We start from the raw sequence: 17,134 nt of genomic DNA, 5'->3' as shown, positions 1-17,134 counted from the left end.
CCCGAGACCGGGCCAAACTGTTGCCGCGACGGTGGAGCAGCAGGTCCAGAGCTTGCGAAACATGCAACTTGCACGGCGAACCGCGCATGCAAGTTGCATGTTTGCTTCGCTATTCAACTCCGTACCGATATTGAACCGTCAGGTTATTTCAAGCCGGTGACCAGCATGCAAACATTCACCTACAGTCATAATCAAGGTCCTATGTGGCCGGTGGCGCGCACTGCCGGCCGCAGGGCCTTGCAACGCCAGACAAGATCTTGCGGATGATCTGTCGTATTTCCGACAACACGTATCAGGCAGCGGCCGACGGGTGTGCCAGATCATGGAAAGCCAGCCGAAGCTCGGCACCGCGAAGACGCGCGGGAGCCGCAGTGCCCGCCGCGGTCACTCGTCGAACGGCTGCAGCCGAGCGGTGTAGGACTCGATGATCGCCATGCCGGTCGCCGAACCGGCCCCGACCGTCTCGGTGGTCACGCTGGTGGCCAGCGCCGCCAGCGCGCTCTGCGCGGTACGCATGGTGCGAAGGATCAGCAGCGCGGTCTCCGCGGCCGGCAGCCGTCGAATGCCCTCGGCCAGTTCCAGGTCGGTGACCAGCCCGGACGGGCCGACGGTCACCCGGACCAGCCCGTCGTCACTGCGCGCCGAAGCGGTCAACGACGCCAACCGCTTCGACAGCGCGCGCGTCGTGGCGGCGTGCGCCGCGACACCGGACCGCTCGTCATTCGCGAAACGTGCGACTTCGTCCAGATCCCGACCGTCGAACATGGAGCCCACGGTAATACCGCCGGTACGCTGCGCGCTGCCCCGGCAAGCGGGCCGATCCGGATTCGTCGAGCCGACCCCGAGGCTGGTCACGCGCGCCCGCCCGCAGACCGGCCAGACCTCCGCGTGCGCTGGACCGACCCCCACACCATCCTCGCCGCCGGCATCCAACGGGGCAGACGATCAGCCCGAGCCACTCACCCCCGCCAGATGGGCCAACATCGACTGGTTGGCCTCCCACCCGTCCGGGAACTTCACCGGAACGTTGAGATGCACCGGCTCCGCCGACGGGTGCGCGTCCAGCAGTTCCGCTATCCCCGCCCGTGCCACCACCACGCAGGCGTGCCGGTGCCGCGACGTCAGCACGCACAACCGCCCGGACTCGAGGTGGAACGCGGTCGCGTCCTGCCGGCCGGACAGCGGGTGCAGGACGATCGTGAGGTCGTACTCCCGGCCCTGGAGGCGGTTTGCGGTGTCCACCGTGACGCCGGCCGCGGACGGGGGCAGGTAGGCCCGGATGGCGGCGGCCTGGTCGCGGTGGGCGGCGCCGATCGCCACCCGGTCGGCGGTGAGCGGGACGGTGCCGGACTCGGAGGTGGTGGTCGCCCCGCGGGTCAGGGCCCGGTCGGCCAGCGCGGCGCAGGCGGCGGCGGCCTCCGCGTCGGTGCGGACGGTGAAGCGGGCCGGCAGTTCGTGCAGGGCCCAGCCGGTGGCCCCGGCCACGTCGAGCACCTCGTCCAGCGCGGAGTCCGCGGGGGTGGCGAACGTGAGGGTGCGGTCGCCGGGTGCGGTGCCCGCGCGGAACCCGGTGAACGGGTAGAACGCGGCGGCGACCACCGGGGCCGCCGAGGAGGGCAGGCGCCAGGACACCGGAAGGCGATGCACGGGCAGGGACGGGTTGTGGCGCAGCAGCACCGCGACGGCGCTCTGCATCGGGTCCCAGGACAGGCCGGTCCACCGGTCCACCTCGACGGTCGAGAACGGGTCCAGTTGGCCGGGATCGCCCACGAACAGCGCCCGGTCGAACCTGGACGCGACGCGGAGCAGGGCGTCGGAACGCATCTGGTACGCCTCGTCGACGATCGCCCACGGCCAGGTGCCCTGGGTGACCGTGGCCCATTTGGCGGCCGTACCGATGGTGATCGCGGGCGCGCCCAGCTCGGCCACCTTGGCGCCCACCCGGCAGGCGGGATGGTTGCGGACCCGCGCGGTGGGCAGGTAGTCCACCGCGGACAACCGGCCCACCGCAACCGACGGGGAGGCTCTGCCGAGGCGGGCGATGAGGTCGTCCACCTGCTCGTTGGTCTGCGCCACGATCATCAGTGACGCACCGGCGGCGGCGAGCACCCCGGCGGCGCGGACCACCAGGGTGGACTTGCCGGCACCGGGCGGCGAGTCGACGACCACCCCGCGATGGTCGCCGGTGGCCAGGTCGGCCAGCACGGCGTCGATGACGCGGGTGGCTTCCTCGGCGGGTGGGAGCAGCGCGACGGGCATGGCAGGACGGTACTGCCGCGGTACGACAGATCCGCGGAGGAATCGACGACATGCCCGGCCGGCAACATTGCTCAGAGCACATGAACAACTACTCTTGGTACATGATGCATCCCGGGTCTCCGCCGGCCGGCATGTACCTGCCCATCCTGCGGCCCCGGCGCGGCGAGGTCACCGCGCTGCATCATCTGGACTCCCGGGCGGCCGGCCAGGTCCTGCCGATCTTCGAGTGGGAGCCGGGCGTCGACCTGACCGGCCTGATCCGGCAGAGGCCGCCGCGGACACCGGCCATCGGGGTCGACTTCGGGACCGTGGACGATCCGGCCGACGCCCTCCGGTCGCCTCCGCTCGAACTCGCCGAGCGCCTCGTCGACCTGGGCGTCGCGCTGGTGCCGGTGATCCGCTCGTACGAGAGTCGCCGTCGCCTGGCCGAGCACGGCCTGGCCGCACGCATGCACGCGGAGCGCGCCGTGCTCCGCCTGCAGCCGCACGCGGACGCGCTCAACCCGGCCCAGGCGAGCGCGGTGGCCGAGCGGGTGCTGCGCGGCACCGGCCTGACGCCGGAGTGCGTCGACCTGGTCATCGACCTGGCCGAGACGGCGTGCGTCGCGCACGCGGACCAGGTCGAGGAGCGCGCCAAGCGGGTGCTGCGCTGGGCCCGCGGCATGCCGTGGCGCTCGGTCAGCGTGGCGGCCGGCGCGATGCCGCCCAACCTGGACGACCTGCCGACGGACCGGCCGATTCCGGTCGGGCGGTGGGACGCCCGGATCTGGGCGCGGCTCGGCGCGGGCGAGATCGGGTACGCCGATTACGGCGTCACGTCGCCGGTCCACCGCCTCGGCGTGCAGCATCACCGGCAGTTGCCCACGCTGCGGTACACCGCCGACCGGGACTGGTGGATCTACCGGTGGGCACGTCGTGGCGGCCGCAGCGACGACCGGTGTTACGACCTATGCCGGACGCTGGTGACGTCGGCGCAGTGGCCGGCCGAGGGCGCGCGGTACTCGTGGGGCGACGCCGAGATCGCCCGCCGGGCCCGCTCGGCCCGGGGCGCGGGAAGCTCGTCGAGCTGGATCGCCTGGAGCACCTCGCACCACATTGCGCACGTCCTGCGGTCGATCGCCCCGCGCCGGCCGGCGTAGCCTCACGACATGCGAGCGGTGGTGCCGTTCCTGGTCTTCGCGGTGGCGCTCGGCACGGTCCTCGCGGCGCTGGCGTGGCTGGCCGCCCGCACCCGCCGCCGCGGGGTGGGCCGGGAGCTCATGGGACCGGTGGATCTGCTCTACCGCCCGCACACCCACCAGCTCAACCAGGAGATCCGGCAGCAGGAACAGCAGATGGTGGCGATGCCGCCGGCCGAGGGCGGGCGGGAGCCGACGCCTCCCGACTGACCGGAAACTGTCGTACGCTTGTTCTAATGTTGCTCCCGGCGGCGCACTCCTACGCCCGGCACGGCATCCCCGTCCTGCCGGTGCACACCCCTGCCGCCGGAGGAGGTTGCTCGTGTCGCGACTCCGGCTGCGACCGGCCCGGCAAGCACCCACGACTACGGCACGGTCTCACCGAGGCGAGCACCGATCCGCGGCGGATCGAGAGGTGGTGGACCCGCTGGCCGGACGCCAACATCGGCCTGCGCACCGGCGTCGTGATGGACGTGGCCGACGTCGACTCGGACGAGGGCCGGCACGGGCTGCGGCACCTGCTCGGTGGCGCGACGCCGGGCGGACCCCAGGTCCGCACGGGCGGCGGCGGGTGGCATTTCTGGTTCCGGCCCACCGGGTACGGCAACCGCGTGCGCCTGCTGCCCGGTCTGGACTGGCGCGGTGCGGGCGGCTACGTGGTGGCTCCGCCGTCGCGGCACGCCCGTGGCGCCGACTACACCTGGGTCCACCGTCCCGGCATCCGGCCGCCCGACGCGCCCGCGGTCCTGCTGGACCTGATCGCCGGTCCGCCGCTCCCCCGGTCCGGTGGCGTGATCGCACACCCGGACCGGTACGCCGAGGTCGCGCTGGAGACGCAACGGGACCGGGTGGCCCGCGCGCCGGTCGGCACCCGCAACGACACGCTGAACCGGGCCGCGTTTGCACTCGGCCGCCTGGTCGGCGCGGGGCTGCTGGACGCCACCGGCACGGCGCAGGAACTGGAGGCGGCGGCCCGACATGCCGGGCTGGGGCGGGCGGAGACCCGGCGCACGATCCGGTCCGGCATGACGGCCGGCCGGCGGCACCCGGTCGCCACCGGCACCCGGGTCGCCTGACCCGGAGCCCACATCCGAAAGCGGAACCGGAGCGCACATCCGACAGCGGAACAGGTGTGGCGGCGATCACGGACAAAGGCCAGGATGAGGGCGTGACTGACGAAAGCAGGCTGAAGCCGTACCACGTGGAACTGTCCCTACCGGCCGGCCGCGACGCGGTCTGGGACGCCGTCACGCAGGTCCCGGTGCTGCGGCAGTGGTTCGGGTGGGACTACGACGCCCTGGACGCGGAGATCGAGCAGATCTTCGTGACCGAGGCGCGGCTGTTGGCGCCGGAGCGGATGGGCTGGGCCGACGGCTCCTACCTGGAGGTCACCGGCGACGACGAGGCCTGCACGGTGCGCGCGATCCGGGAGGGGCCGCCGCCGGCCGACCCGGACCGGTACGACGGTATCGAGGAGGGCTGGAAGTCGTTCCTGACCCAGTTGCGGTTCCTGCTCGAGCGGAAACCGCAGGGGCGCCGGCGCACGCTGTACCTCACCGGCGAGACGACCGGACGGCAGGCGCTCGAGTTGGCCGACGGCGACTGGGAACGGTTCGGCAACCGGGTGGCCTGGACGGTGAACGCGGACGGCGACCTCATCGTGGTCTCCGCACGGCTTCCGCTCGACCGTCCGGGCGCCGGGCGCACCGAGGTCACGGTGTCGACCTACGGGCTGGACGACGCCGCGTTCGCGGAGCGCCGGGAGGCCTGGACGAAACGCTGGGCGCCGGTCGCGGCGGGCGCCGAGGTGACGACCGCCGACACTCCGGCACCGACCAGTTGATCCGCTCACGACCCGGCGTAAGTGCCCGCCCATCCGGGTAACGTTCCGGTCGGCCTGGCGCCGGTGAGGCCCCGGGGGCGAAGCCTGTGGGGGGTCACGGCGCCGCGGAAGCGGGACGGCGAGGGGTGGTGAGGGTCGTGACGGACGATGCGGCACGGGCGGACATGCTCGCCGACCCGGCACGCCTCCAGTCGTTGCAGCGGGCCTGCCTGACCGCCGAGCCGGACGAGGCGTTCGACCGGTTCGCCGGCCTGGTGAAGCGGTTGCTGGGCGTGCCCGTCGCGCTGGTCTCGCTGGTCGACGACGAGCGGCAGTTCTTCCCCGGCCAGGCGGGCCTCGCCGAACCCTGGTCCGGCAAGCGCGAGACCCCGCTGTCGCACTCCTTCTGCCAGCACGTGGTGATCGAGGGCCGGCCCAAGGTCTACACGGACGCCCGGCGGGACGCGCAGGTCCGCGACAACCTCGCCATCCCGGACCTGGGCGTGGTGGCCTACGCCGGTGTGCCGCTCACCGACGCCGACGGCCGTACCCTCGGGTCGCTCTGCGCCATCGACACCGAGCCGCGGGAGTGGACCGCGACCGAGCTGGCCGTCCTGGCGGATCTCGCGGCCGCCTGCTCGTCGGAGTTGCGCCTGCGCATCGCCCGGGAGCTCGCCGAGGACGCCCGGCGGCGCACCGAGACCGTGCACGACCAGCTCGCCATGCTGGCCGAACTCACCGAATCGCTGGCCGCCACACTGGACGTCGACGAGTCGTTGCGCCGGCTCGCCGAGGCGGTCACGCCGCGGCTGTCCGACTGGTGCCTGGTCTCCCTGATCGACGCGGCCGGCCGCAACCGCCACGTCGCCGCGGTGCACCACGACGCCCGGCGCAGCGCCGCGGCCCGCCGGTTCACCGAACTGATCGCGGACGAGATGACCGCCAACGCCATCCTGCTCGACGTGCGGCGCAGCGGTCAGCCGGTCCGCAACAACCGGGCCACCGTCGACGACATGCGTACCCGGGTGTCCAACCCGGAGACCGTCGACCTGGCGCTGGAACTCGGGTACGGCGCCCACCTCACCGCGCCCATCTCCGCCCCGGTCAGCCAACGGGTCCTCGGCACCATCACGTTCGTCAACGCGCCGGGGCGGATCTTCAGCGACGCGGACGTGCGCACCGCCCTGGACATCGGCCGGCGGGCCGGACTGGCCATCGACAACAGCCGGCTGTACAACGAGCAGCGCCACGTCGCCGAGGTGCTGCAGCGCAGCCTGCTCACCGATCTGCCGGAGATCCCCGGCATGGAACTGCACGCCCGCTACCTGCCCGCCCAGGACGGCGCCGCGGTCGGCGGCGACTGGTACGACGCGTTCGCCCAGCCGGACGGTTCGGTGATGCTGGCGGTCGGCGACGTGTCGGGGCACGACATCGAGGCCGCGGCCACCATGGGCCAGCTGCGCAACCTGGTCCGCGGGGACGCCTACGGCCGCGACGACGAACCGGGCCCGCTGCTGGCCCAGCTCGACCGGGCGGTACGCGGCCTGCACATCCCGGCCGCCGCCACCGCCGTCCTGGCGCAGGCGACCAGGCGGGACGGCGGGTACGCGGTGTCGTTCTCCAACGCCGGGCACCCGCCGCCGCTGCTGCTGCGCCCGGACGGCGAGGTGGACGTCTGGTGGACGCCGACCGAGCCGCTGCTGGGCCTGCTGCCCCGCACGGTGCGCACCACGCACCGGCGGACCGTCCCGGCCGGTTCCACGCTGCTGCTCTACACCGACGGCCTGGTCGAGGACCCGGCACACCTGATCGACGAGGGCATCGGCCGGGTCGCCGCGGTGCTGCGGGCCAACGCCGGAGCCCCCGGCGAGGACGTGTGCTCCCGGTTGATCGAAGCGGCCACCCGCCGGGCGGACGACATCGCCCTGCTGCTGATCCGGATGTCCTGAGCCGGCGGGATCAGCCGGCCCAGACCCGCAGGCCGTCCTTCGTGGCGGCCGCCTGCAGCCGCCCGTCCGGGGTGACCGCCTCGACCCGCCCCTTGCCGCCGACCACGACCGTGCCGTCCGGGGCGAACGACAGCCGCCCGGTCGACGCCGTGCACACCCCGTCGATCTGATTCCGGATGTCGCCGCGCCGGGACCACACCCGCACCGCGCCGTCCGCGCAGGCGGTGGCCAGCAGCGCGCCGGTGTGGTCGAAGCAGACCGCGCTCAACGCCCCCGGGTGCGCGCGTTTGAGCAGTACCCGCCCGGTCCGCACCTCGCGCAGCTTGAGCTGGCCGTCGTGCCCGGCGGTGGCCAGGTAGAGATCGTCGGCGGAGAACGCCACCGCGGGCACCGGTGCGCCGCACAGGTCGTGCATGAACTGCCGGGCCGGCCGGCCGGTGGCCAGGTCCCAGATCACCACCAGGCCGTGCGACGTGCCGACGGCCAGCAGCGTGCCGTCCTGGCTGAACGCCAGGCCGGCGCAGTGGTACTCCGACGTCGGCACCGCGAGGGCGAGGCGCTGGTCCGGGCCGGGCCCGTCCACGTCGAGCATGCTCCGGAGCGAGGACGCCGCGGCGGCGGGGTCACCGGCCGGAAACTCCGGACCGGCGGTCGGTGCGCTGCCCGCCGGACGCCCCAGGTACAGCCGGTAGGTCCGCTCGGGGGCGGCCAGATCCAGTCCGGGAACGCCACGCCGGCTGCGCAGCCAGCGCACCCCCGTTGCGGCGCGCGGCACGTCGAACACCACGCCGGTGTCCGTGGCGAACAGGAACCGGTCCGCGTCGACGCTCAGCCGGCCGGCCCGGGTGTCCGCCCAGGACACACGGAACCGTCGCGCCGAGGGGTCGTACCAGGCGGGCACGACGAGGGGGTCGCCCACACCGTCAACTCAAGCACCCGCCGCGTCCTCCCCGCCAGGGTCGGACGGCGACAGATCGGGCGCGGTTTCCGGCGGTCCGCCGTGCGTCCACGGGGTGTCCGCCGGGTCGGGGAACGTCGCGCCCGGGCGGTACGCCTCGCTGAGCGTGGTGAGCAGCAGATCCTCCCCGACGCCCGGCACACTGCCGGGCTCGGCGACCAGCTTGCGACCCATGCCGCCGGACAGTTCCAGCAGCACGTCCGTGCCGGCCGGGGTGGGCGTGAGCGACACGACCCGGGCCTTCTGCGCGGGGCGGGCCGGCGAGGTGAGCGTGGCACCCGGCTCGACCCGGACCGGTTCCGCGGTGGCGACCATGATGCGCGGGCGCAGCACCGGGCGTTTGCCGGTGTCGTCCACCCGGTCCGGGTCGGCCAGCGTGACCCTGCCGGTGAACGCCTGCCCGGTGAGCCGGTAATCGGCCATCACCAGCGGGTCGTCGAAGGCGCGCTGCACCGCGTACCGGCCCGCCGCGTTCTCCAGCCGGTGCAGGCGGGCGGCCGCCGCGACCGCGCCGTCCCGCCGGGGCTGCGGGGCGCCGCCGTCCGCGAGGTACTGCACGTACGCCGAGAACGTGTCCCGGTCGCCGTCCCAGCGCCCGGCCACCCGGTCACCGGCCGGCAGCGCGCGCAGCAGATCCAGCGACCGCCACACCTGTTCCCAGGCCGGGGTCATCTGCTCGCGCAGCACCGCGGTCAGCGCGGCGACGTCGGGTTCCGGGACGGACATCAGCGGGGCCAGCACGGCGTTGTCGAAGTCCGGGTCGGTGGCCGGGCCGGCCGGCGGTTGGAGTTCGGCGTCCCGGGCGGCCTCGACGCCGGTGCGGCCGGCGGGCGGCTCGATCCAGGCCAGCAGCGCCGCGAGATGCGCGTCCTCGACGCTGCTCTGCCCGGTCGCCCAGTGCAGCCCGAGCGCCTGCACCGCGTTGAGCAGCAGCGACGAGCCCGGCATCTCGGCGGAGTTGGCGAAGAACGTCAGCCACCGGCCGAGCAGCGGCACCGACGGCGGAACCGGATATTCGCCGTCCACCGACCGGAACCGGGTGGACCGCCCGAGCAGCCGGACGAACTCGACGCCACCGGTGTTGGGCACCCACAGCTGCGGCGCGTCGACGTACCGGTGCCGCACGTCCCGCCCGCGGTCGACGGCCACCGCCTCGGTCTCGCCGATGCACGAGTCCAGGTAGGCCAGAACCCGTTCGGCCAGCGCGGCGGCGAACGCGAAACGCTGGTCCCGGTTGCGCGGCTGCGCCACCACCAGCAGCTCCGGCGCGGCCCGGTCGGTACCGACCAGCGCGGCCAGCGGCGCGTTCGCCTCGCCCGCCATGGCCAGCGGCACCAGCACCAGCGGACGGTCGTGCACGTGCAGGTGGCGGACCGTGGCGATGGGCAGCGCCCGGCCACAGGCGAAGGCCTGCGCCCGGGCGAGGGCGGTGAGCGTACTCACCGGGTCAGGGCCTCCGCGCGCAGCCGGGCCGCGGTCCGCAGCAGCGCGGCCGCCTCGGCCTGTTCGGCGGCCGGTTCCCCGGTGCCGGCCGCGAACGCCAGCACCTCGTCGATCGTCTCGATGCCACCGAGCGCGTCCCGCACCGGCCGGCCCAGCGTGGCGGTGGTGCCCGCGGACTCGTGCCGGCAGAACACGGACAGCTCGCAGGTGGACAGGCATTCCGGCGCGTACCGGGCGGCGACCTGGTCGAGCGCGGCGATCAGCTCGGCCGGCGGCAGCGCCAGGTCGAACCGGACCGACGGCGGCAGCGCGGCGATCAGGCCGGACACGGACGCCAGCCGGGTGAGCTGGCGGCGCAGCGTGGCAAGCTGCTTGCGGACGTCCAGCACCACCGCGGTGGGCCGCAGCGAGAAGTTCTCCGGGCAGACCAGCACCACGTCGTGACTGACCAGCGTCTCGTCGTGGCCGAGTTCGGCGAGCAGCCGGCGCAGCGCCAGCACGTAGACGGCGGCCTGCACCGCGGCGCCGGAGACTTTCGCGCCGTCCGCCTGGCCGTCCACCACCGCGAACGACTTGATCTCCACCACGTGCAGCCGTCCCCGCACCTGCAACGCGATCAGGTCCGGTTCCAGGAACACCTGCTGACCGGCCACGTCGAGGGTGAGCAGCGGATGGTCGATCAGCGCCGCCCCGGCCGCCCCGGCCAGCAGCTCCCGGGTCCGGGCCTGCCGCGCGGCGAGCGTGTCGTCGGCGTCGGAGCCCAGATCGTCGTACCCGACGTCCGGCGCCTCCAGCCCCACCGTGTCCCGCAGCAGCGCGAGCAGCAGCGCACAGCCGTCCGCCTTGAGCATCGCCTCGAACCCGTTGCCCCGCGCCAGCGCGAACCGGGACTGCCCGAAGCTGCTCGGAAACCCGATCCGCTGCGCCAGGCGAGGCTTGTCCACCCCCGCCGCGTCCAGCACGGCCCGCCGCGTACACCCCGGATTACCGGTGAGCGCCGCGATGGTCCGGGCGTTGTGCCGCTTCGCCGGAACCGCACCCCGCAGCCGCGCCAGCTCGGCACCGCCCGTCACCCGAAACTCCCGCCCGACGCACACACACTGATCCCCGCCGGCGCGAACCCACGAGCCGGCGCACGCACACCGGCCCCCGCCGGCGCGAAACCACGAGCCGACACACGCACGCCGATCACCGCCAGGGCGAACCCACGAACCGACACACGCACACCGGCCCCCGCCGGCGCAGAACCACGAGCCGACACGCTCACGCCAGGCCCCGCCGGCGCGGAACCACGAGCCGACGCACTCACGCCGGGCCCCGCTGGTGCGGGACGGTGGCCATGCCGAACAGCTGCTGGCGCCGGGAGAGGAGGCGGGCACGGTCGGCCGCCGCGGCCCGGGCCGGTTCCTCCGCGGCCACCGCGTCGGCCAGGGCCGGGTCGGCCAGCGCGGCCCGCGCGACGTCGGCCAGCGCGGCCGGGTTCAGCGGATCGAACGCCTCCACCCCGTCCGGCACGCTCTCGGCGAGCCGGCGGAGGAGGGCCGCGGTGCAGGCGCCGGGACGCATCGGGGCAATCTCCGCGATCCGCACCACCATGGTGAGCGCGTCGGCCCGCGCCGCCGCCGGCGAACAGATCCGGTCCGCGACCGGCCAGGACCCCAGCGTCACGGTTCCCCGCGCCGGGGTGAGATCAAGGTGCAGACCAGGACAAATAAGGTACGACGAACGCCCAGTCCCGTCCCCACGCCAGCCTTCCGCGGTGGTCCAGGCCGTAGCGCCACCATCCGGCCCGCGTCCATCCCACCCGTGGGCCTCCCCGGCACCGAGCGCACCCGAACTCCCCACCCCACTTACCGAGCCCCCGCCGTGTGCACTTCCGGCACCCAGCGCGCCCGAACTCCCCACACCACTTACCGAGCCCCCGCCGTGTGCACTTCCGGCACCCAGCGCACCCGAACTCCCCACACCACTTACCGAGCCCCCGCCGTGTGCACCTCCGGCACCCAACGCACCCGAACTCCCCACACCACGCCCGGACCCCACGCCGTGTGCACCTCCGGCACCCAACGCACCCGAACTCCCCACACCACGCCCGGACCCCGAGCCGTGAGCACCTCCGGCACCCAGCACGCCCGAACTCCCCACACCACCCGCCGAACCCGCGCCGGGGGTATCTCCGGCGCGAAAGGCGTCCAGGGTTCCCGCGCTGCCGGTGAGCGGCTCCGCGCTGTGCGGATCCGGGGTGTGCGGATCCGGGGTGAGCGGATCCGGGGTGAGCGGATCCGGGGTGTGCGGATCCGAGGTGTGCGGATCCGGGGTGTGCAGCGCGCCGGAAGTCCCCACGCTGCCCGGTGGTGGCGGTGGGTCGGTGAAGTGCCGCTCCTCGTCGCGCAGCAGCGCGGCCAGCGCCGGCACGGACAGGTCGCCGTCGAGCAGGGCCGCGTGCACCTCGGCCACCAGCCGGAGCGGGGCCGGCACGCCCAGCAGCAGCAGGGCGTGGTGCGCCTGCTCCAGGGTGCTCGGCAGCGTGCTCAGGCGGGTCATCTCGGCGCTCTCGTCGCGGGATACGGCCAGGTCGACACTAGATCTTCGCCCACGGACCCGGCAATGTCCGTACGACCCACCACGATTCACCCAGCGGAGCTGAATAACCCCCACATATCGGACGGTGGTCGAGAGGCGCGCTACGTTCGGGATATGCCGAAGGCAATCTGGAACGACGAGATCATCGCCGAGAGCGACGACACCGTGGTGATCGAGGGCAACCACTACTTCCCGCGGGAGTCTCTGCGGGACGACCTGGTTCGCCCCTCCGACACGCACACCGTCTGCCCCTGGAAGGGCAAGGCGTCGTACTACAGCCTGCAGTCCGGCGAGGTGGAGAGCCGCGACGCGGTCTGGTTCTACCCGGACCCCAAGCCGGACGCCAAGGCGGTCCGGGACCGGGTGGCGTTCTGGAAGGACGTCAAGGTCGTCGACTGACCCGTAGGGCCACGTGGGCCGAGTGGCCCGCCCGCGTCAGGCGATCCGCGGGTGGGCCTCCTCGATCGTGGGCACCTCGAGGTAGTCCAGCATGTCCTGCTGCTCGGCCTGCCCCAGGGCGTAGAACGCCTCGTACGCCGCGGCCCGCGCGTGGGTGGTCTCGGCGGCGAGCAGCGCGATGATGCCCGACCAGGCCAGCGACACCCGGTCGAACAGGCGGGCGTCACGCAGCGACCGGAGCCGGCTCAGCATCGCCACCTTGGTGGCCGCGTCGTCGTCGGCCGCGATCCGGTCGGACAGCTCGAACAGAGCCTTGCCGCGGTACGGATGCTCGGCCTCCACCATCCGCGCCAGCTCGGCGTTGCTCATCTGCTCCACCGGCGGCGCCGGTCCCCGGCTGGGGAGTGGCGTGTTCATCTTCCGTCCTTCCTTGCCTGGCGTCAGCGTGCCCGGCTGTCGCGACCGCTCTCGAACCCGCCGCCCGGTGCCTGGTGCGGCAGCGACGGGCGGTTCTGGAACGTCGGAAACGGCGGCGGTGACGGCATCACCGGCGCCGCGGGCTCGTCGTCCGGCTCACCGGGGAACCGTTGCGCGAAGCTGTCCAGTACGGCGCGGCCGGTCTCGGTGTCGGCGCCGACCGTCTCGTCGACCGCATCGGCGACCCGCTCGGACAGGCCGGCCTGGGCCCGCCGCATCACCCGGAGGATCTCGGCGGACAGATCGGCAGCGGAGAGCCGCTGGACCCGGTCGGTCAGCTCCAGTGCGGTGACGTTGCCCGAACTGGCCACGGTGACCCGGACGCCGTCACCGGTCGCCGATGACGCCAGCCCCGCGACGCGGTCCGCCAGCGCCGCCGCGGCCTCGGCGCCTCCGGAGACCTGGGCGCTCCAGGAGCGGACCCATTCCTCGGCGTCGTCCAGATTTCGACCCAGCACAGTTTGTCCTCCGTTGCCGACTTTTCCCTGTGTCGGCGTTCTATGAGATCACGGCCGGGCAAACTCTTGCGACCCCCAGGGCGGCCACGCCGCCACATCACCCGACCCGGCGACCGCACCGTAATCTGGCGGCAATACATTGACCGTTGCCGGTCGGCAAATACCCGCCCGGCAGGAGGTAGGTGCCTTGCCCGAGGATGCGGAACCCGAGTGGCGCTCGGCGATGGTGGATCTCTCCGGCATGTCGCTGGCCGCCCTCACCGACCTGACCGAGGACGACGACTCCGCGCTGGCGCAGGCCGTGCGCCGGCTCGCCGACGACCTGGCCCGGCCGGGCGAGCCGATCGCCGGTTTCAACTCGGCGTTGTAGCGGCGTGGACCGGCTCAGCCTCTCCGACGCCGCGTACGCCGCGCTGGGCGCCGGGCGGCCCGACGCCGCCACCCTCGCCCACCTGCGCCGGGCCGCGCTCAGCCGGCACCTGCTGCTGCTCCGGGAGATCGTCCGGGCGGCACCGGACGAGGCCGGCCCGTGGTACGCACGCCTGTGCGCCGAGGAGCGCACCGCACCCGAACAGACCCGCGCCCGGCTCGCCGACCCGCTGTTCGGTGCGTGGGCGGCACACCGCCTGCGGGCGCTCCGCCACGGCGGGCCGCGGCCGGCACAGACGACAGAGCCGCACAAAACGGATGGAAGGCACGCAGCAAGAGCTCCGAAAGACGCGCGGCGGCTGAGCGTCGAGCACGACGGCCTCACGCTGCGCGTCCGGCTGGACGACACCGACCCGCGACGGGCCCTGCTCGGGCTCGTCCCGGCCGACCGGCTCACCGCGGCGGAAACCGCCCACTGGCAGACCTGCCTCACCGCGGCCTGGCGGCTGCTGGTCGAGCGGCACCGCCCGGACGCCCGCATCCTGGCCGCCGTGCTGGAGCTGGTGGTCCCGGTCCGGCCGGACCCGTCCGCCCGCGGGATCAGCGCCACCTCGGCCGACGCGTACGGCGCGGTGGCCATGTCGGCGCCCGCGGACGGCACCGCGCTCGCGGTCGGGCTGCTGCACGAGGCGCAGCACAGCGTCCTGAACGCGGTGACCGCCCTCTTCGACCTGGTCGGGGCGCCGGCGGTGCCGGACTACTCGCCGTGGCGGGACGATCCGCGCCCGCCGTCCGGGCTGCTGCACGGCGCGTACGCCTACCTGGCCGTCACCCGGTTCTGGCGGGCCGAGGCCGCCGCCACCGGTGATCCGCTGGCCGCCTTCGAGTTCGCCCGGTGGCGGGAGGCGGTGGCCGGCACCGCGGACCGGCTGCGGGCCGGCGGTGCGCTGACCGCGGCCGGGGCCCGGTTCGTCGACGCGCTGCGCGCCGAGGTCGGAACCTGGCTGGACGAGCCGGTCGAGCCGCGGGTGGCCCGCCTGGCCGGGCACGCCAACGCGGACCATCGGCTGCGCTGGCGCCTGCGCAACCGGGCGGTCGACCCGGGCGACGCGGCGGCGCTGGCGGCGGCGTGGCGGCGCGGGGCACGGCCGCCCCGGGTGGAGTCCCGGCTGGTGCCGTCGCCGCGCCGGGCCCTGGAGAACAGCGCCCGCCTCGATCTGATGCACCACTCGTTGCGCGGGGACACCGGGCCGGTGACCGTCCACCGGCCCGGCGGCCGCGCCTCGGCCGGAGACGCCGCCCTGCTGGGCGGAGACCACGGGACCGCACTGTCCGCGTACCAGAAAGGGATTGTCGCGGAGCCGGCGGACGACGCCGCCTGGACGGGCCTCGCCCTGGTCGCGGACCGCCTGGATCGCCTGGAGGTGGTGGTCGCCGGATACCGCGCGCTGGGCGCCCGCCCGGACCCGCTCGAGTTCGCCTCCTGGATTTCCGGTTAGCTCTGCTCATGTCGGCCGGGGTCGGGCCGATGTGCTCACCCGGAGGTGGAGCATGGCTCAGAAGACCGGTGGAGCGATGGACCGCGTACGACGGGGTACCGACGACGCGATGATCGTGACTTCCGTACTGATGGTGCTGTGGCCGTTGCTGTTCGCGGACCGCCAGCCGGGCCCGAGTGGCCTCCTGGTCCCGATCGGCGTGGTCGCGTTGACCGGCGCGGGACTGATCGCACTGACCCGCCGCTGGGCCCTGCTGCGCCACCTGCCGGTGGCCACCGCGGTCGCCATGGCGGCGTTCTGGCACTACCGGGACGGCAACGTCGGCCCGGAGCTGACCTGGCTGCTGATCGCGGTGTCGGCGATCCTGCTGATCCGCCAGTTCATCGGCACCCGCACCAACCTCACGTTGATGCGGGACCTGAGCCGGCAGCGCGCGGTCCTGGCCCGGCAGGCCTTCCACGACCCGCTCACCGAGCTGGGCAACCGGAAGATGTTCATGGACCACGCCACCGACACGCTGGCCGAGGCGGAAGACACCATGACCGCCGTGATCCTCGTGGACCTGGACGGGTTCAAGGAGGTCAACGACGTGTACGGGCACGCCATCGGCGACGAGCTGCTGCGGATCGCGGCGGAACGCCTGAACGCCACCGTGCGGGCCCACGACACCGTGTCCCGGCTGGACGGTGACGAGTTCGTGGTGCTGCTCCCCCGGCTGGTCGACGACCAGATCGCCGACACCGTGGCCAACCGCATCCTGCGTGACCTGGCCCAGCCGCTGATGATCGGCGACACCGTGCTGGCCATCCGGGCCAGCGCCGGCATCGCGCTGACCCGCGGCAACAGCAAGGACCTGGACGAGGTGATGCGCGAGGCGGACCTCGCGCTGTACCAGGCGAAGGCGGACGGCAAGGGCGTCGCGCGGCGGTTCGACCCGGCCCAGTTCGCGGCGGCCCAGCAGCGGCGCCAGGACGAGGCCGAACTGCGCCTGGCCCTGGCCGAGGAGCAGTTCGAGGTCTTCTACCAGCCCATCGTGGACCTGGACGGGGAGCACACGGTCGGCGTCGAGGCGCTGGTGCGCTGGCGCCACCCCGAGCGCGGGGTGCTGCCGCCGATCGCCTTCCTGGACATGGCCGAGTCGCTCGGCATGCTGCCGCAGCTCGGCGGCTGGGTGCTGGAGCAGGCGTGCCGGCAGGCCGCCGAGTGGCAGCAGCACCAGCCCGGCTTCGAGTTGAACGTCAACCTGTCCGCGTCCCAGCTGGGGAACCCGGAACTGGTCGACGAGGTCCGCGCGGTGCTGGAGTCCACCGGGCTGCCGCCGCACCTGCTGGTGCTGGAGCTCACCGAGTCGGTGGCCCTGGTCGACCTGGTGGAGTCCGCCCGGGTGCTGAGCGCGCTGAAGACGCTTGGCGTACGCATCGCGCTGGACGACTTCGGCACGGGCTTCTCGTCGCTGAGCCACCTGGGTGTGCTGCCGGTCGACGTGGTCAAGATCGACCGCTCGTTCGTGCAGGCCATGCAGGGCGGCAACGGTGCTTCGGTGGCCGAGGCGGTGCTGCAGATCGCCCGCACGTTCAACCTGGCGCCGGTGGCCGAGGGCGTGGAGGACGCGACCCAGGCGGAACGGCTGCGCGAGCTGGAGTGCGCGCAGGCGCAGGGTTACCACTTCGCCCGCCCGATGCCGGCGTCCGACCTCACCGACCTGCTGTCCCGCGAGTCGTCGCTGCGGCCCTGACCCCC

Annotated in this window: 17 protein-coding genes; 9 read left to right on the top strand and 8 right to left on the bottom strand. The window is 73.7% G+C overall.

Annotated features, from left to right (window positions below; genetic code table 11):
• Nucleotides 1-384 precede the first annotated feature (384 nt).
• Together LDL48_RS21215 and LDL48_RS21210 are read right to left on the bottom strand one after the other, a co-directional pair.
• Nucleotides 385-765: a YbaB/EbfC family nucleoid-associated protein gene (locus LDL48_RS21215; protein ID WP_225256934.1), complete on the bottom strand. Its 381-nt coding sequence runs from the start codon at nucleotides 763-765 to the stop codon at nucleotides 385-387.
• A 180-nt stretch (nucleotides 766-945) separates the two neighbouring features.
• Nucleotides 946-2,259, bottom strand: coding sequence for an AAA family ATPase (locus tag LDL48_RS21210; RefSeq protein ID WP_225256933.1), 1,314 nt, complete (start codon nucleotides 2,257-2,259; stop codon nucleotides 946-948).
• 101 nt (nucleotides 2,260-2,360) lie between these two features.
• Here LDL48_RS21210 and LDL48_RS21205 point away from each other — a divergent pair, with 101 nt between their 5' ends.
• The 5 genes from LDL48_RS21205 (at nucleotide 2,361) to LDL48_RS21185 (ending at nucleotide 7,208) form a co-directional block, all read left to right on the top strand.
• On the top strand, nucleotides 2,361-3,398 hold the full coding sequence (locus LDL48_RS21205) for a beta family protein (RefSeq protein WP_225256932.1): 1,038 nt from the start codon (nucleotides 2,361-2,363) through the stop codon (nucleotides 3,396-3,398).
• A 9-nt stretch (nucleotides 3,399-3,407) separates the two neighbouring features.
• The gene (locus tag LDL48_RS21200; RefSeq protein ID WP_225256931.1) at nucleotides 3,408-3,647 is read left to right on the top strand and encodes a hypothetical protein; all 240 of its coding nucleotides are present in this window, start codon (nucleotides 3,408-3,410) and stop codon (nucleotides 3,645-3,647) included.
• Between the two features lie 26 nt (nucleotides 3,648-3,673).
• Entirely contained in the window at nucleotides 3,674-4,513 is an 840-nt protein-coding gene (locus LDL48_RS21195; protein WP_225256930.1) for a bifunctional DNA primase/polymerase, read from the top strand.
• 92 nt (nucleotides 4,514-4,605) lie between these two features.
• Complete coding sequence (locus LDL48_RS21190; RefSeq protein WP_225256929.1) at nucleotides 4,606-5,280, top strand: SRPBCC family protein; 675 nt, start codon at nucleotides 4,606-4,608, stop codon at nucleotides 5,278-5,280.
• 137 nt (nucleotides 5,281-5,417) lie between these two features.
• Complete coding sequence (locus tag LDL48_RS21185; protein WP_308016476.1) at nucleotides 5,418-7,208, top strand: GAF domain-containing SpoIIE family protein phosphatase; 1,791 nt, start codon at nucleotides 5,418-5,420, stop codon at nucleotides 7,206-7,208.
• A 10-nt stretch (nucleotides 7,209-7,218) separates the two neighbouring features.
• Here LDL48_RS21185 and LDL48_RS44585 read toward each other — a convergent pair whose 3' ends face one another.
• The 4 genes from LDL48_RS44585 to LDL48_RS21165 form a co-directional block, all read right to left on the bottom strand.
• Nucleotides 7,219-8,127, bottom strand: a complete 909-nt coding sequence (locus LDL48_RS44585) for a WD40 repeat domain-containing protein (protein WP_225256928.1) — start codon at nucleotides 8,125-8,127, stop codon at nucleotides 7,219-7,221.
• A gap of 9 nt (nucleotides 8,128-8,136) precedes the next feature.
• Entirely contained in the window at nucleotides 8,137-9,609 is a 1,473-nt protein-coding gene (locus LDL48_RS21175; protein ID WP_225256927.1) for a hypothetical protein, read from the bottom strand.
• Complete coding sequence (locus tag LDL48_RS21170; RefSeq protein WP_225256926.1) at nucleotides 9,606-10,682, bottom strand: hypothetical protein; 1,077 nt, start codon at nucleotides 10,680-10,682, stop codon at nucleotides 9,606-9,608. The genes LDL48_RS21175 and LDL48_RS21170 overlap by 4 nt, the downstream gene beginning before the upstream one ends.
• A gap of 232 nt (nucleotides 10,683-10,914) precedes the next feature.
• On the bottom strand, nucleotides 10,915-12,153 hold the full coding sequence (locus LDL48_RS21165) for a hypothetical protein (RefSeq protein ID WP_225256925.1): 1,239 nt from the start codon (nucleotides 12,151-12,153) through the stop codon (nucleotides 10,915-10,917).
• A gap of 153 nt (nucleotides 12,154-12,306) precedes the next feature.
• Between LDL48_RS21165 and LDL48_RS21160 the strand changes: the two genes are divergently transcribed.
• Nucleotides 12,307-12,591: a DUF427 domain-containing protein gene (locus tag LDL48_RS21160; RefSeq protein ID WP_225256924.1), complete on the top strand. Its 285-nt coding sequence runs from the start codon at nucleotides 12,307-12,309 to the stop codon at nucleotides 12,589-12,591.
• A gap of 36 nt (nucleotides 12,592-12,627) precedes the next feature.
• Here the strand turns inward: LDL48_RS21160 and LDL48_RS21155 are convergent, their stop codons facing one another.
• Nucleotides 12,628-13,008: a hypothetical protein gene (locus LDL48_RS21155; RefSeq protein ID WP_225256923.1), complete on the bottom strand. Its 381-nt coding sequence runs from the start codon at nucleotides 13,006-13,008 to the stop codon at nucleotides 12,628-12,630.
• Between the two features lie 23 nt (nucleotides 13,009-13,031).
• The gene (locus tag LDL48_RS21150) at nucleotides 13,032-13,526 is read right to left on the bottom strand and encodes a hypothetical protein (RefSeq protein WP_225256922.1); all 495 of its coding nucleotides are present in this window, start codon (nucleotides 13,524-13,526) and stop codon (nucleotides 13,032-13,034) included.
• 187 nt (nucleotides 13,527-13,713) lie between these two features.
• On the opposite strand from LDL48_RS21150, the gene fxsA reads away from it, so the two are divergent.
• The 3 genes from fxsA to LDL48_RS21135 all read left to right on the top strand — a co-directional run bounded on the left by fxsA (nucleotide 13,714) and on the right by LDL48_RS21135 (nucleotide 17,129).
• A complete protein-coding gene (fxsA, locus tag LDL48_RS21145; RefSeq protein ID WP_225256921.1) occupies nucleotides 13,714-13,896 on the top strand; it encodes an FxSxx-COOH cyclophane-containing RiPP peptide in 183 nt (60 codons plus the stop codon).
• Nucleotides 13,897-13,900: 4 nt separating this feature from the next.
• Complete coding sequence (locus LDL48_RS21140; RefSeq protein ID WP_225256920.1) at nucleotides 13,901-15,394, top strand: aKG-HExxH-type peptide beta-hydroxylase; 1,494 nt, start codon at nucleotides 13,901-13,903, stop codon at nucleotides 15,392-15,394.
• A gap of 76 nt (nucleotides 15,395-15,470) precedes the next feature.
• Complete coding sequence (locus tag LDL48_RS21135; RefSeq protein WP_225256919.1) at nucleotides 15,471-17,129, top strand: putative bifunctional diguanylate cyclase/phosphodiesterase; 1,659 nt, start codon at nucleotides 15,471-15,473, stop codon at nucleotides 17,127-17,129.
• The last annotated feature ends 5 nt before the right edge of the window (nucleotides 17,130-17,134 follow it).

The organism is Jidongwangia harbinensis (genome assembly GCF_020216025.1).
GTDB classification, from domain to species: Bacteria; Actinomycetota; Actinomycetes; order Mycobacteriales; family Micromonosporaceae; genus Actinoplanes; species Actinoplanes harbinensis.
This window is presented reverse-complemented; position numbering and strand designations above follow the sequence as displayed.